This window comes from Aquamicrobium sp. NLF2-7, from assembly GCF_022359935.1.
Classification (GTDB): domain Bacteria; phylum Pseudomonadota; class Alphaproteobacteria; order Rhizobiales; family Rhizobiaceae; genus Mesorhizobium; species Mesorhizobium lusatiense.
Genome location: NZ_JAKSED010000007.1, coordinates 203,496 through 218,009 on the forward strand (window position 1 = coordinate 203,496; position 14,514 = coordinate 218,009).

Annotated in this window: 8 protein-coding genes; 3 read left to right on the forward strand and 5 right to left on the reverse strand. The window is 63.5% G+C overall.

What is annotated here, in order from left to right:
- The first annotated feature begins 241 nt into the window (after positions 1-241).
- Complete coding sequence (locus MIC97_RS23675; protein WP_239802356.1) at positions 242-6,706, forward strand: type I polyketide synthase; 6,465 nt, start codon at positions 242-244, stop codon at positions 6,704-6,706.
- Positions 6,707-6,709: 3 nt separating this feature from the next.
- Here MIC97_RS23675 and MIC97_RS23680 read toward each other — a convergent pair whose 3' ends face one another.
- From MIC97_RS23680 to MIC97_RS23700, 5 genes are all read right to left on the reverse strand, one after another.
- A complete protein-coding gene (locus MIC97_RS23680) occupies positions 6,710-8,077 on the reverse strand; it encodes a TolC family protein (protein ID WP_239802357.1) in 1,368 nt (455 codons plus the stop codon).
- Between the two features lie 258 nt (positions 8,078-8,335).
- The gene (locus MIC97_RS23685) at positions 8,336-9,475 is read right to left on the reverse strand and encodes a P1 family peptidase (RefSeq protein ID WP_239802358.1); all 1,140 of its coding nucleotides are present in this window, start codon (positions 9,473-9,475) and stop codon (positions 8,336-8,338) included.
- Positions 9,476-9,477: 2 nt separating this feature from the next.
- The gene (locus MIC97_RS23690; protein ID WP_239802359.1) at positions 9,478-10,308 is read right to left on the reverse strand and encodes an ABC transporter permease; all 831 of its coding nucleotides are present in this window, start codon (positions 10,306-10,308) and stop codon (positions 9,478-9,480) included.
- Positions 10,305-11,195, reverse strand: a complete 891-nt coding sequence (locus MIC97_RS23695) for an ABC transporter permease (RefSeq protein ID WP_239802360.1) — start codon at positions 11,193-11,195, stop codon at positions 10,305-10,307. Before MIC97_RS23695 ends, MIC97_RS23690 begins: the two co-directional genes overlap by 4 nt.
- Positions 11,196-11,199: 4 nt before the next feature.
- Entirely contained in the window at positions 11,200-12,291 is a 1,092-nt protein-coding gene (locus MIC97_RS23700; RefSeq protein ID WP_239802361.1) for an ABC transporter ATP-binding protein, read from the reverse strand.
- 167 nt (positions 12,292-12,458) lie between these two features.
- Between MIC97_RS23700 and MIC97_RS23705 the strand changes: the two genes are divergently transcribed.
- Entirely contained in the window at positions 12,459-13,517 is a 1,059-nt protein-coding gene (locus MIC97_RS23705; RefSeq protein WP_239802362.1) for a spermidine/putrescine ABC transporter substrate-binding protein, read from the forward strand.
- Positions 13,518-13,572: 55 nt separating this feature from the next.
- Entirely contained in the window at positions 13,573-14,430 is an 858-nt protein-coding gene (locus tag MIC97_RS23710) for a MurR/RpiR family transcriptional regulator (RefSeq protein WP_239802363.1), read from the forward strand.
- The last annotated feature ends 84 nt before the right edge of the window (positions 14,431-14,514 follow it).

The window sequence follows — 14,514 nt, forward strand, 5'->3', positions numbered from 1 at the left end:
GTGTATCGTAATCATTGGTTAAGCCCGTTTGCTACGAGGTGCATCGTCGACAACCATCTGCCACCTTATTTCAGGTCGTGCAGCTTCTGCTTTAACGAGGTTTTCAACTTACGGCGGCAAGTAAGCCATATCATGTTATTACAAGACAGGCATTGGTGAAGGGTATGTGCGCTCAGGTGGCGAAGATTCTCTCAATGCAGCACCAGCTGAGGGGCTGGCTCATCGATCGGGAACAAGCCGCATGATCGACAATTCTGACCAGTATTCGCCGAATGACATCGCCATTGTGGGCATGGCGCTGCGGGTTCCGGGCGCGCGCAATATGGATGAATTCTGGTCCAATCTGCGCAACGGCGTCGAATCCATTCGTGATCTGACGGAAGAGGAACTGCTGGCAGCCGGTGAATCCCCGGCGCGCATACACCATCCCAACTATGTGCGCCGCACCTCCGAAATGCCGGACATGGAAATGTTCGATGCCGATTTCTTCGGGCTTTCGCCCAAGGAAGCGGCGATCATGGACCCGCAGCATCGCCATTTTCTGGAATGCGCATGGGAGGCACTGGAAGATGCCGGGCGTATGCCGGATTCCAGCGAAGGCCCGGTCGGCGTCTTTGCCGGCTGCGGAATGGGCAGCTATTTTTACTTCAATGTCTGCAGCAACCGCCAGCTTGTCGAGCAGACCGGCATGTTCCTGCTGCGCCATACCGGCAACGACAAGGACTTTCTGGCCACCCGCGCCTCCTTCTCCTTCGACCTGAGGGGGCCGAGCGTCAATGTGCAGACGGCATGCTCGACTTCGCTGGTCGCCGTGCACATGGCCTGTCAGAGCCTTCTTGCCGGCGAATGCGAAATGGCGATCGCCGGCGGCGTGACCATAGAGCTGCCGCACCGGCGTGGATATATGCATCAGGAAGGCGAAATCCTGTCGCCGGACGGCCATTGCCGCGCTTTCGACCACCGGGCCGGCGGCACCGTTTTCGGCAGCGGCGTCGGCGTCGTCGTGCTGCGCCGCCTTGCCGATGCGCTGGCCGATGGCGACATCATCCACGGTATCGTCAAGGGCACGGCCATCAACAATGACGGGGCGAGCAAGGCCACCTATCTGGCCCCCAGCGTGACCGGCCAGGCCGAAGCCGTCATCGAGGCGCAGGGGCTGGCCGGCGTGTCGGCCGACGACATCGAGTATGTCGAATGCCATGGCACGGGAACCTATCTCGGCGATCCCATCGAGATCGAGGCGCTCACGCAGGCATTCCGGCAGAGCACGGCACGGACAGGTTTCTGCCGCGTCGGATCGGTGAAGTCGAACATCGGCCATCTCGATACGGCGGCTGGCGTCGTCAGCCTGATCAAGGCGACGCTTGCCGTGAGAAATGGCGAGATACCGCCGACGCTGGGTTTCGAAAAGCCGAACCCGGCCATCGATTTCAGGAACAGCCCCTTCATCGTCAACGATGCGCTGACACCGTGGCCGCAGACCGCGGGTCCACGCCGCGCCGGCGTGAACTCGCTCGGGGTCGGCGGCACCAATGCCCATGTCGTCGTCGAGCAGCCGCCGGCCGCAGCCGAAGGAGCGCGCGCCGGCGATGGCGGGCCGCAGCTCTTCCTGTTCTCCGCCCGCCATCGCAAGGCACTTGATCCGGCCATGGTGCGGATGGGCGATGCGCTGGACAACAGCCCTGCCCTCTCGCTGACCGATGCCAGCTACACGCTGCATGTGGGCCGCAGGCATTTCGAGAACCTGCGCGTGATTGCCGTGCGCGACCGCGCGGAAGCGATTTCGCTTTTGCGCACGCCGGACACCAGGCGCGCCTTCACCCACGCGGCCATGGAAATGGCGGGCGGGCCGGTCTTCCTGTTCCCAGGCGGCGGCGCCCAGCATGTCGGCATGGCGCGCCGTCTTTATGAAGAGGATGCCGCTTTCAGGGCCACCGTCGATGAGGCGCTGGGCGCTCTGGAGCCGCAGGCGGCGACCGAGATCCGGCATGTCTGGCTGGATGAAGGTGTGGACCCAGATGCCGCCGCTGCCACCTTCCTGCGCCCGTCCGTCCAGCTTCCGGCGATCCTCATCGTCGAAGTTGCCGTGGCGCGTCACTGGATGCGGCATGGCGTGCAGCCCGCAGCGCTTATCGGCCATTCCATGGGCGAGAACGCGGCCGCCTGCATTTCAGGTGTGATGAGCCTTCAGGATGCGGTGCGGCTTGTGCGCCTGCGTGGTGAACTGTTCGACACGATCGAGCCGGGTGGCATGCTCAGCATTCCGATGCCGGCCGAAGCTCTGAAAGCTATTTTGCCGGCCGAGCTCGATCTGGCTTCCGTCAATGCGCCGGAGCTTTGCGTGGTTTCCGGCCGCAATGGCGCTCTGGAGGCATTCCGCGCGGTGCTGACCGGGAAAGGCATAGACGCGTCGCGCGTGCCCATCGACATCGCCGCCCATTCGCGCATGCTGGACGCAATTCTGCCGCGCTTCGAGGAATTCCTGCGCGGCATCCGCCTCAACGCGCCGTCGATCCCGATCGTCTCGAACCTGACCGGGGAATGGCTGAGCGCCGCCGATGCGCGCGATCCGCTCTACTGGGTGCGCCATCTGCGTTCCACTGTCGAATTCGGGCGCGGCGTCGCCCTGCTTGCCGAGACGCCGAACCGGGTCTTCATCGAGGTGGGCCCCGGCCGGGCGCTGTCCTCGCTGGTCAAGCTGCATTCGGCGATCAGCGCCAATCAGGTCATCAACAGTCTGCCGCATGCCGACGACGACACGGACGACCGTGTTCACCTGCTGGCGGCGCTTGGCCGCGCATGGGCGGTGGGGCTCGATGTTCCGCTGGCGGATCTGTGGAAGGGAAGCGGCGCGCGGCGCGTTTCGCTGCCGACCTATCCCTTCCAGCACCAGCGCTATTTCATCGAGCGCAGTGCCGCTGCCTCCGTGGATGAGAAGGCGCAGGATGCGCTGGTGAAAATCCCCGATATTGCCGGCTGGGGCTACAGGCCGGCATGGCGCCAGAGCCTGCCGGACTACGTCAGCGGGGCGGAAAAGGCGCCGGCCTCTTTCCTCGTGTTCGTGGACGAAACCGGTTTCGGCAACGGGCTGGTCAGCGAGCTTCGGGCGGGCGGGCATCAGGTGTGCACGGTCCGGGTGGGCGACACCTTTGCCCGGCGCGCGGCCGGCGATTACGTGGTGTGCCCGGAAGACGGCCGCGCCGGCTATGACGCGCTGCTGGCGGGGCTTTCGGAGGAGGGGCCGCTTCCAGCCAACATCCTGCATTTGTGGCTGGTGACGGAGGGCGAGAGCCATCGGCCGGGTTCCACCTTCTTCAACCGCAATCAGGAGCAGGGCTTCTACAGCCTGCTTTTCCTGGCGCAGGCGCTGGGAGACGCCGGTGGTGATGGCGAAACCCGCATCACCGTCGTCACCAACGGAATGCAGCGAGTTGGCGAGGAGCCCCTGCCCTACCCCGAAAAGTCGACGGTGCTGGGGCCGGGCCTGACCATTCCGAAGGAAATGCCGGGCGTCCATGTGCGCCTGATCGATTTGCCGCTGACGCCGAAACCCGCCGCGCGGCCATCGCTTTTTGCCCGGTCCGCCGCCCCGGAACCGGATGCCGCCTCCGCCTTGCGGGCCCAGCTTGTCGAGGATCTGTTTGCGGAAGCCGGCTCGGAGGTGGTTGCCTATCGCGACGGCCGCCGCTGGTCCCGCACCTCTCAGCCGCTGGCGCTGCCGGAGGCGGAAAGCCAGTCCGTCAAGCTGCGCCGGCAGGGCGTGTACCTGATCACGGGCGGTCTCGGCGATCTGGCACTGGTGATGGCGCGCGGGCTGGCCGAGCGTTTTGAGGCCCGCATCGTGCTGACCGGCAGGTCGGCCCTGCCGCCGCGCACTGAGTGGCCGCTCTATATCCGCTCCCATGCGCGCACCGACCGCCGACGCCGGGCCATCGAGCATATCGCCGCAATGGAGGCGGCCGGGCATCAGGTTCTTTATGTGCGCGGCGATGTCGCCAACCCGGAGGACATGGCGCGCGTCGTCGAAGCGGCGCGTTCCGCATTTGGCGAGATCAACGGCGTTCTGCACACGGCCGGCCTTGTCGACGACGATCTGATTGCCGTGAAGACGGTGGCGCAGGTCGAGAACGTGCTGTCGCCGAAGCTGCATGGAACGGAAGTGCTCGACCGCATCTTCCGCGACGTGCGGCTCGACCTGTTCGTGCTGTTCTCCTCGACCAGCACCGATACGGCTCCCGCAGGTCAGGCCGACTATGTGGCCGCCAACGCCTATCTCAACGCCTATGCCGACCAGCAGGCCGGGCGGACGGACCGCCGCACCGTCGCCATTCACTGGGGCGTGTGGAACGAGGTCGGGCTTGCCGCCCGCGCCATGACCGCCCCCTCCCCCGCCGCGGGAACGGAGTCCGTCACAGGGGATGCGAAGGGCCCCCTCTTCGGCCGTTGGGTGGAGGACGGGAACGGCGTTCCATGGCTGGAAGCGGGCATCGGGCCAGCCACGCACTGGATGCTCGACGAGCACAGGATGACCTCCGGCCAGCCGGTGCTGCCCGGAACCGGCTATATCGAGATCGCCGCGCAGGCGGCCCGGGAATACGGGTTCGGGGATGCCTTTGCCCTTGAAAACCTCGTTTTCCTGCGCCCGCTCGTCATTGCGGACGGGGAAACGATCTCGCTTCGCGTCAGGCTGGAGCCGGATGGTGCCGGCTATCATCTCGAAATCCGTGCCGGCAGCGCCGATGCCGGATTTGAAACCTATGCGGAAGCTTCGCTTCACCCGCTGAAAGAAGGGTCGGCGCGGCGGGCCGATCTGCCCGCGCTGGCGGCGACGCTTCCCCTTGTGGAAACCGCGCAAGGCTCTGCCGCCCTCCGCGCCATACAGGATGGACGCATCCTGTTCGGGCCACGCTGGCAGGTGCTGCGCTCCACCGCATTCGGCGCACGCGATGCCGTTGCCGAACTCAGCCTGTCGCAGGACCACCGGGACGACCGGCAGTCCGGCGTGCTGGTGAACCCCGCCCTGCTCGACATCGCAACCGGCTTCGCCATGCAACTGGTTCCCGGTTATGTGGCGTCGCAGGTTCTGTGGGTGCCGATGTCCTATGCGCGCATCGCGGTTCACGGACCTCTTCCGGCCGCGATCCGCAGCCATGTCCGCCTGCACGAGGATGCCGGCAGCGCGCAGGGCTATGCGACCTTCGATGTCACCATCGCCGACATGGACGGCCGTGTCGTCGTCGAGGTCGAGCGCTTCGTCATGAAGCGGCTGGATGATGGCCTCGTCGCGCACGCGGCCGCCGATGGTGCACGCAGCACCGTGGCACCGGACATAGCCGGTGACGGCCGGGCCACTTCGCCCGCTGCCCTGCAACTGGCGGAGCAGGTACGGCAGGGCATATTGCCGGCCGAAGGGTTCGAGGCGATGCTGCGCGCTCTGGCGACAGACGAGGCCCAGCCGATCATAAGCTCCATGGATCTGGCTGCGCTGCGCCGGCGCGCGGCGCAGCCTCCTGTCATGGCTGATGCATCCAGCGAAGGCTTTGAGCGGCCGGATCTCGACAGCGATTATGTGGCGCCGCGAAACGACATCGAGCGCACGCTTGCCGGCTATTGGACCGAATTGCTGGGCGTCGACAAGGTCGGCGTCAATGATAGCTTCTTTGATCTTGGCGGCCACTCGCTCATTGCCGTGCGCCTGTTCCGCATGATCAGGAAGGCCTATGCGGTCGACCTGCCGATATCGGTGCTGTTCGAGGCACCGACCATCGCCGATTGCGCGGCACTCCTTTCCGCCCGCACGGATGCCACGCCGGACGAAGCGTCTGATTCAAGCCGTGCTGAGGCAGCACAGCGGCATGTCCACCTCGTTGCGATGAACACGGGTGCCGGCGGCGGCCGCACGCCGTTCTTCCTGTGTGCGGGCATGTTCGGCAATATCCTCAACCTGCGGCAGCTTGCGCTGCACATCGGCAAGGATCGCCCGGTTTACGGCCTGCAGGCGCGCGGTCTCTATGGCGATCAGGAACCGCATCGTGACTTCCGGGAAGCGGCCAGCGATTACATTGCGGAAATCCGCACCGTTCAGCCACATGGACCCTATCTGCTCGGCGGGTTTTCCGGTGGCGGGCTGATCGCCTACGAAATGGCGCAACAACTGAGGGCCGCAGGCGAAAAGACCGCGCTTCTGGTGATGCTCGACACGCCGCTGCCGACACAACCGCCGCTCAGTATCCTCGACCGGCTCAACATGAAGCTTCAGGATTTGCGGCGCGACGGCCTCGCCTTCGTGAGCGAGTGGATCCGCAACCGGAAAAACTGGCAGGCAGCGCAGCAGCGCAGCCGCGAGGCGGCTGAAGCCGAGACGTCAGGTGCGCAGTTCCACAACATGAAGATCGAAGCGGCCTTCCGTGAAGCTCTGCCCCGGTACGAGGTGCGCCCCTATGACGGAAAGGTGGTTCTGTATCGCCCCAGGCTCAACATCATCTATCATCTCAGCGGCGGGCGGCGATTGCAGGAGGGACGCAACGCGGCCATGGACGACAACGGGTGGACGCCCTATGTCGCCAACCTTGAGGTTCAGGAAGTGGCGGGCGACCACGACGGCATGGTGCTGGAACCGTTCGTGAGGGTTCTTGCAAGCCGGATGCGCTCTGCGCTTGATGCGGCGGAACCCGCAGCCGGGTCTTCCCGGCTGGCTGCGGAGTAAGGGCTATCTGGCGGCGACCGCCGCCGGTCCGGCAGGATTTCTGAACAGGCGGTCGATGACGCCGGTTTCCGCCGCCAGCGTATATTCGGCGGCCTGAAGTTCGTATTTCGCCGCATTGAGGTTTGTTTCGGCAGACGTCACGTTCTCGATAGCCCGGATTTCGTCGAAGGTGGAACGCTCGCCGACCTTGCGTTCCGCCCGCACTCCGCTCAGCATCGATTTGGCGCTGCGCAGTTCCGCCTGCGAGACGGTGAGCATGCGCCTTGCCTGGAGACGGCGCTCGAAGGCGGAACGGACGGCGGCCGCAACCCCGCGACGCGCGGCATCGCTGTCGAACAGCGCGGCGCGCTTTTCATCTGAGCGCTGGCGAACCGTGGCCGATGCCGCGCCGTTGAGATTGAACGGCATGGACAGCCGCACTTCGGCCCTGCCACCATGGCTGCGGTCCACGCTCGGCAGTTCCGAATCCTCGCCGATAGCCTGCAAACGCGCCGAAACCGTGGGCAGCATTTCGCCCTTTGCCTCGGTGATGCGGGCGGCAGCGGCATCCACCCGGGCCGAGCTTTCGCCGATGCGCGGATTGTTGCGCAGCGCCAGATCGATCAGCGCCTGCTGGCTTTCGCCTAGTCCGAGGCCGGAAATGTCGGGAAGCTGGGCGGTGCCGGAAACGCCCAGCCGGTCGGTGGAGCGGCTTGCATCGGCAATCGCCAGCCGTGCGGTCTCGCGCAGCACGTCGATGCGGGCGATCTGGCGGTCGGTGTCATCGACGTCGACCCGGCTCGCCTGACCGGCGGCGAGTTCGGCCCGCAGTTCGCTCCGCAAGCTGGACAGCATGGAGCGCTGGCGATCCAGTGTCGCGATCAGCTCGCGCTGCTGGCGAATCCGCAACAGCGAAAGAGCCAGCTCGTAAGTTGTGGAGATGCGGCGGTCCACGGTCAGATGTTCGGTGGCGCGCAGATCGGCGCGCGCGGCCTCTATCGCCGCCTGCGGACGGCCGCCCTGATAGAGCGGAATGTCCACCGACAGGGCATAGGAATAGGCGCCGCCGGAGTTCTGGCCGGAATAGGCCTCGTTGCGCTCCGTGGCACCGCCGAGGCTGGCGACGAAGCCGGCATCCGGACGGGCGGAGGCGCGCGCTTTCTCGATCTCTTCGGCGGCCGCGTCGCGGCGGGCTTCTGCGGCCATGACCTCCGGTGCGGTGGCAACCGCTCCGAAGCCATGCACGCTGCCTGTCACCGAACCGGCATCGACGCCGGCATTGCCGGGGGGGCAACTGGCAGTAGGCGTTGTCGCGCAACTGGTCCTGGCGGCAGTGTGCCGGCCCGGGCCGCCCGCGCAGCCGGCAACCGCCACGGATGCGATGGCAAGCATTACGAGGGGCGCAATCCGCCAGCAGTTTTGCAGTTTCCTCGCCATTCCATCACCAACACAGGCTGCCTACTGCCGATGACGACGGAGTCGCAGCTACCCGGCCTTATGGCTAATGAGTGGTAAACAAACGCGGTAAACAAACTGCTAACGAATGCTACGGTGATGGCGTCTGAAATGATATTTCAGAGTGCTTCTGGCTCTCCTGTATCGATGCCGCGGCGGAGCCCATAACAATGACCCGGGCCTTTCGGCGTTCGGTTATGCCGAAATCTCCAGCCGGGAATAATCCCGCATGATCTTTACCAGCCGGTCGTGCGGGATGGCCTCAATGCCAAGGCGGCCATCGATCGTGCCGGGCATGGTTTCGGCAGCCAGCATGGCGTTTATGACGGCTTCCTCAACGGCATCGACGACGGCCATGTAGATCGGATCGAACTGATCGTTGTCCACCATTTCAAGGCAGCGCAAGGCAGGTGGCGTATCACGCAGCGGCTCGGCATTGGCGGTCGAGAAGGCAAGGAAGATATCGCCGGAATTGTTGCCTCCAGGCGTGCCGTTGCGGCCGATGCCTATGGTGCCCCGGCGGGCCAGACGCTGGAGCTGGTGCGGGGCCATCGGAATATCGGTGGCGATGATGACGATGATGGACCCGCGCTCGGCCATGTCCGCGCCGGGTGCGATATCGGTCATATGGCGGCCGACGGGCACGCCGCACACGGTCAGCCAGTCGCGCTGCCCGTTGTTCGCCTGCACCAGAACCCCCAGCGTGTATTTCCGGTCTGCGATGGTCAGGCAGCGCGAGGAGGTGCCGGTTCCGCCCTTGAAGCCGTAGGCGATCATGGAGGTTCCACCGCCGGTATTCCCTTCCGCCACCGGACCGGTTGCGGCCTTGTCGAGGGCTGCGCGCACATCGGCTTCGGTCAGCGCCAGCGCATTGATGTCGTTGAGGATGCCGTCAAAGGTTTCTGCGATCACCGGCATGATCCAGCGTGGTCTGCTGCCGTGATAGGTCGACCGGTAACGCTCAAGCATCCATTTGATCGTGGCATGATGGGCCATGCCGACGCTGTGGGTGTTGGTGATGGCGATCGGCCCCAGAAAATAACCGCCATCCTCGATCCAGTGGGTTCCCGTCATTTCGCCATTGCCGTTGAAACGGTGCACGCCTGCGAAGACCGGCACGGGAATATCCGCCTGCGGATGCGGAACAATGGTGGTGACGCCGGTGCGCACCGGCAGCGGCCGGCCCGGCCGGGGCGCATCCTCGCATACGGAGTGCAGCCCGACGGCGACGTTCGCAACATCGGTGATGGCGTTGTGCGGCCCGGTGACACCGGTGAAAGGCAGGCCAAGCTCGCGGGCACGCGGTTTGTGAGACGTGTTTTTGTTGGTGGTCATGATCATTTCTGCCGGGAGCGAAGATAAAGGCCGAGCGAGGCCACGATGAAGGAAAAGGCGAGCATCATCACCGCGATGGCGTTGATCTCCGGCTTGATGCCCCGGCGCAGCATGCCGAAGATGAAGACCGGGAGCGTGGTGACGTCGGTGCCCGAGATGAAATAGGTGATGACGAGATCATCCATCGAGATGATGAAGGCGAGCAAGGCGCCGCCGGCGACGCCGGGCATGAGCTGTGGCAGCACCACCTTGCGCAGGGTGGTCCATTCGTTGGCGCCGAGATCGGCGGACGCATGTTCGAGGCTGCGGTCCATGCCGGCCAGACGGCTGGACACCACGATGAAGACATAGGCGATGAGGAAGGTGCACTGGCCGATGATGATGGTGGCAACGCCCAGCGAAATGCCGGCATTGACGAAGAAGATGAGCAGCGCGATGCCGAGCACGATGTCTGGAACCAGCATCGGCATGAACATCAGAACCTGGTAGAGCCGCGCGCCGTAGAAATCATAGCGGTAGAGCGCCAGAGCGAGCGCGGTTCCCAGAATGGTGGCGATAAGCGTGGTGCTGCCGGCGATGATCAGGCTGTTGCGCAGGGCCGCGATCAGTTGTCCCGTCGATTCGATGTACATCGACGTTTCGGAAACGGTGGTGCGGAAGCCGAGCACCTGCCAGTACCATTCGGTGGTGAAGCCGGTCCACGTCATCATGTCCACCGGATTGGCGTTGAACGAGTAGACGGTGATCAGCGCCAATGGCAGGTAGATGAAGGCGAAGAACAGCATGGTGTAGAAAATCAGGCCGGGCCTAAGCAGGTTTGAAAACAAGCTCATGCTCCCCTCCCCTTGCGGCGTCCGGAAATCAGCACGAACCCCATCATCACGATCAGCATGACGCTCATCACCAGCATCGCCAGCGCCGAGCCGAAGGGCCAGTTGCGCGCCGACAGGAACTGCTGCTCGATGAGATTGCCCAGCATCATCACCTTGGCGCCGCCGAGAATGGCCGGAACCACGAAATTTCCGAGAGCCGGAATGAAGACGATGACCGAGCCTCCGATGATGCCCGGCGCTGTCAGCGGCAGGATGACCCGCATGAATGTGCGGATGGGACCGGCGCCCAGATCCTGCGACGCCCGCACCAGCGACCAGTCCAGCTTCTCGACGCTGGCGTAGACGGGCATGAACATGAACGGCACGAAGATATAGACCAGGCCGAGGATGATCGCCCCTTCGGTGTAGATCATCTCCAGCGGCCGTTCGATCAGGCCGAGCGACAGCAGCACGTCGTTGATCGGACCGGACTGGCGCAGGATGAGAACCCACACGAAAAGCCGCACGATCAGGCTGGTGAAGAAGGGCAGCGCGATCAGGAACAGGCAGAAATTCTTCCACCATTGCGACATCATGCTGATGCAGAAGGCGGCCGGGTAGCAGACCAGCAATGTGGCCAGAACCGTCATGGCCGCGATGCGCATCGAGCGCAGGAAAATCTCCAGATAGACCGGGTCAAATTCCTCGAAGGCGGGGTCCGCGAAGCCCAGTATGCGGCCGAAATTATGCGGATAGAACTCCCACTCGACCCCGCCATAAAGGCCGGGGGCGAGGAAGGAGGTGACCACCATGATGCCGAGCGGCACAAGAAAGAAGATGGCGAGGAAAATGGAGGCGGGACCGAGCAGAAGTCCAAGCTGAAGACGTTCGCGAAGCGGGGTGGACATGTGGCTAACCCTCCCCTTCCGCAGGCATCAGATGCAGGTGGAGAGGATCGTAGGCAAGGTGCGCCTGGCGCAGCGTTTCTGCCCTTGCCACGGCTTCGCGCGCCGATGCCGGGGCCGCGACGGAGATGCGGCGACCGCTCTTCGTGCGCAGGTAGAGTTCGAAGCCAGCACCGACGAAGATGATCTGATCGACGGTCGCCTCCAGCGTGGGGCGTTCGTCCGTTGCGGAGGCAAGCGTGAACTGTTCCGGCCTTATGATGGCTATTGCCCGGCCCGACCGGTCCACGCCCTGCCCTGCCAGATGCAGCACCTCGCCATCGTCGAGCGCCAGCACATTGTCGCCGATCTGACCTTCGAAGAGGTTGCTGGCACCGATGAAGCCGGCGACAAAGGCATTGCCCGGCTGATCGTATATCTGGCGTGGCGGCGCGATCTGCTGGATGCGGCCATCGCGCAGAACGGCGATGCGATCCGACATGGTGAGCGCCTCCTCCTGATCATGGGTGACGAACACGAAGGATATGCCGAGTTCCGCCTGCAGCGTCTTCAGTTCGATCTGCATGGAATGGCGCAGATTGCGATCGAGCGCCGAAAGCGGCTCATCGAGAAGCAGGAGCTTCGGCCGCGCCACGATTGCGCGGGCAAGCGCCACACGCTGCTGCTGGCCGCCGGAGAGCTGGTTGGGGCGCCGCTGTTCAAGCCCGCCGAGGCCGACCATCGCCAGCGCTTCACCAACTTGCCGGCGGCGTTCCGCCTGCGCAACGCCGCGCACTTCCAGCGCATAGCCGACATTCTGCCCGACAGACATATGCGGGAACAGGGCATAGCTCTGGAACACGGTGTTGACCGGCCGCCGGTGCGGCGGGGTCTGCGTCACGTCAACCCCATCGATGCTGATGGTTCCTGAATCCAGCCGCACGAATCCGCCGATCGATTGCAGCATCGTGGTCTTACCGCATCCCGAAGGCCCCAGCAGCGTGAGAAATTCGTTGCGGCAGACCTGCATGTCGATGCTGTCGAGTGCCTTCACCTCCGCGCCTTCCGGAGAGGTGAAGACCTTCCGCGCGCCGACAAGCTCGACGATGGATTCCGACATAAGTCATTCCCCTTGCGTTTTTGTTATAGAAGTAACGCTTGCTTAGATCTGAGATTTGGATATCTTTTTTTGACAGAAGTCAACGGGCGCAAGAAACCGGACTTTGAACAAGAGGGACAGATCGCGGAGCCAGTCACTGGAGCCGCAGGGCAAAGAGGAGAATATCCATGGTCAAGATGGGAAACATTCTGCGCAGGGCGTTGCGCGCAACGGTGCTGGCCGGTTCGGTGCTTGCCGCATCGGCAGCTGGTTCGCTGGCGGCGGACCTGAACATCTACAATTGGGGCGAATATATCAATCCTGCCGTTCTGAAGCGTTTCGAGGATGAAACGGGCATCAAGGTGAACCTGTCCACCTATGCTTCCAACGAGGAAATGCTGGCCAAGATTCAGGGCGGCGCGACCGGCTATGACATCGTGTTTCCTTCGGTCCATATGCAGGAGATCATGTCCAAGCTGGATCTGCTGGAGAAGACCGATATCAACCAGTATGAGGGGTTCGCGAACATTGATCCCGCCTTTCTGCGGGCGAAGAGCGATCCCAACGGGGAATATTGCCTTCCCTACGCATGGGGTTCGGTTGGCATCATGTACAACCGCAAGGTGCTCGGCAAGGACATCACCGGCTGGCACGACCTGATCGAAACGGTGAAGGCCAAAGGGCTGAAATTCGCTCTGCTCGACGATGTGCGCGAGGTGATGGGTGTCGGGCTGATGCTCAACGGGCACAGCGTCAACTCCACCGATCCGGCCGAGCTTCAGCAGGCTGCCGATACGATCATTGCCATGAAGCCATATGTGGCTGCCTTCACCTATGAATCGCGTCCCATGGTGGGCTCCGGCGATGTTGCCGCCGCACATTATTTCATCGGCTCGATGATCGATGTGTTCGGCAATCCGAAGGATCTGGGCTACGTCATTCCCGAGGAAGGGGCGACGATGTATCAGGAGAACATCTGCGTTCTGAAAACCGCGCCCAACAAGGAAAATGCGCTTAAGTTCATGCAGTTCTACACCCAGCCGGAAATCCCCGCCCTCAACATGGCCCAGCAGACCAACGGCACGGCGAACATGAAGTCGCGGGCTTTGACGCCGGACAATATAAAGAACAGCGAGGAAATCAATCCGCCGCCCGAAACCATGAAGCGTCTGCAGATCTTCGAGGATATCGGCAAGGACATCCGCCAGTATGACCGGCTCTGGACGCGGATCAAGACCGCGCAGTAAACAGGACCGGCTTCCTGCCCCGCACTCGCGGGGCAGCAGATCCCGACGGAGGACCATGTCCAAAGCGATCCTCGAACTGCTGGCCAGCGACGACGTGCGCCGGTCGAAATCCGACAAGCTTCTGGCCCAGTATCTGGAACGGCATCTGGCCGAGCTGCCGTTCGAAACGGCGCGCTCGATCGCGGCGAAGGTCGGTGTCAGCCCGATGACCGTCGGCAGGTTCCTGCGCCGCATCGGCTTCGACGGTCTGGAGCCCCTCAAGCAGGAATTGCGCCTCGCCCGTTCCAACCCTGCCTGGCAGGTCAAGGGCGAGGTCGATGTTCTTCAGGCCGATATTCGCGAAGGCAAGCTGCTGGCGCGGCTGATCAATCAGCAGATCGACAATCTGCGTCAGGTGTATGAGGTCACCATTTCTCCCGACTGGCAGGCCTGTGTGGACACGCTTATCGGAGCTTCCGAAGTGTATGTCGCGGCCTATCAGAACATCCGTGGCACTGCGGAATACATGGCGGCGCAACTCTCCTACGCCCGCCCCCGGGTGCGCTATGTGGACGGTCTCAACGGTACCTATTCGGAGGTTCTGGACGGCTCCGTTGAAGGGCGTGTGCTGTTCCTGATCGAAGCCCGGCGTTTTGCCGCCAAGGCCCTGCCACTGGCGCTGGAAGCGCGCAGTTCCGGCGTGAAGGTAATCCTGCTCACCGATGAGTTCTGTCCGTGGGCGAAAGAGGCTTCCGACATCGCGCTGATCATCCCCGGACCTCACGGGCCTCTCTGGGACGGCTCGGCGACGATCATGGCGGTCATCGACCTGCTGCTGTCGAACATTATCGTGGTGCTTGGCGACAAGGTGGACCAGCGGGTGGAAATGCTCACCCGCCTGCAGGACGTGTTCGGCGACTTCGAAGACGACTGAAACGTCCGGCTGCTATCTCCGGTCCACTCCGCAGCGGACTGGGATGTGAACAGCCGGTGCGAAGGAACTGCGGTGCCGATGCCC

Coding starts and splice junctions, on each gene's coding strand:
- MIC97_RS23675 (WP_239802356.1), top strand. CDS start 242: ATGATCGACAATTCTGACCAGTATTCGCCGAATGACATCGCCATTGTG.
- MIC97_RS23680 (WP_239802357.1), bottom strand. CDS start 8,077: ATGCTTGCCATCGCATCCGTGGCGGTTGCCGGCTGCGCGGGCGGCCCG.
- MIC97_RS23685 (WP_239802358.1), bottom strand. CDS start 9,475: ATGACCACCAACAAAAACACGTCTCACAAACCGCGTGCCCGCGAGCTT.
- MIC97_RS23690 (WP_239802359.1), bottom strand. CDS start 10,308: ATGAGCTTGTTTTCAAACCTGCTTAGGCCCGGCCTGATTTTCTACACC.
- MIC97_RS23695 (WP_239802360.1), bottom strand. CDS start 11,195: ATGTCCACCCCGCTTCGCGAACGTCTTCAGCTTGGACTTCTGCTCGGT.
- MIC97_RS23700 (WP_239802361.1), bottom strand. CDS start 12,291: ATGTCGGAATCCATCGTCGAGCTTGTCGGCGCGCGGAAGGTCTTCACC.
- MIC97_RS23705 (WP_239802362.1), top strand. CDS start 12,459: ATGGTCAAGATGGGAAACATTCTGCGCAGGGCGTTGCGCGCAACGGTG.
- MIC97_RS23710 (WP_239802363.1), top strand. CDS start 13,573: ATGTCCAAAGCGATCCTCGAACTGCTGGCCAGCGACGACGTGCGCCGG.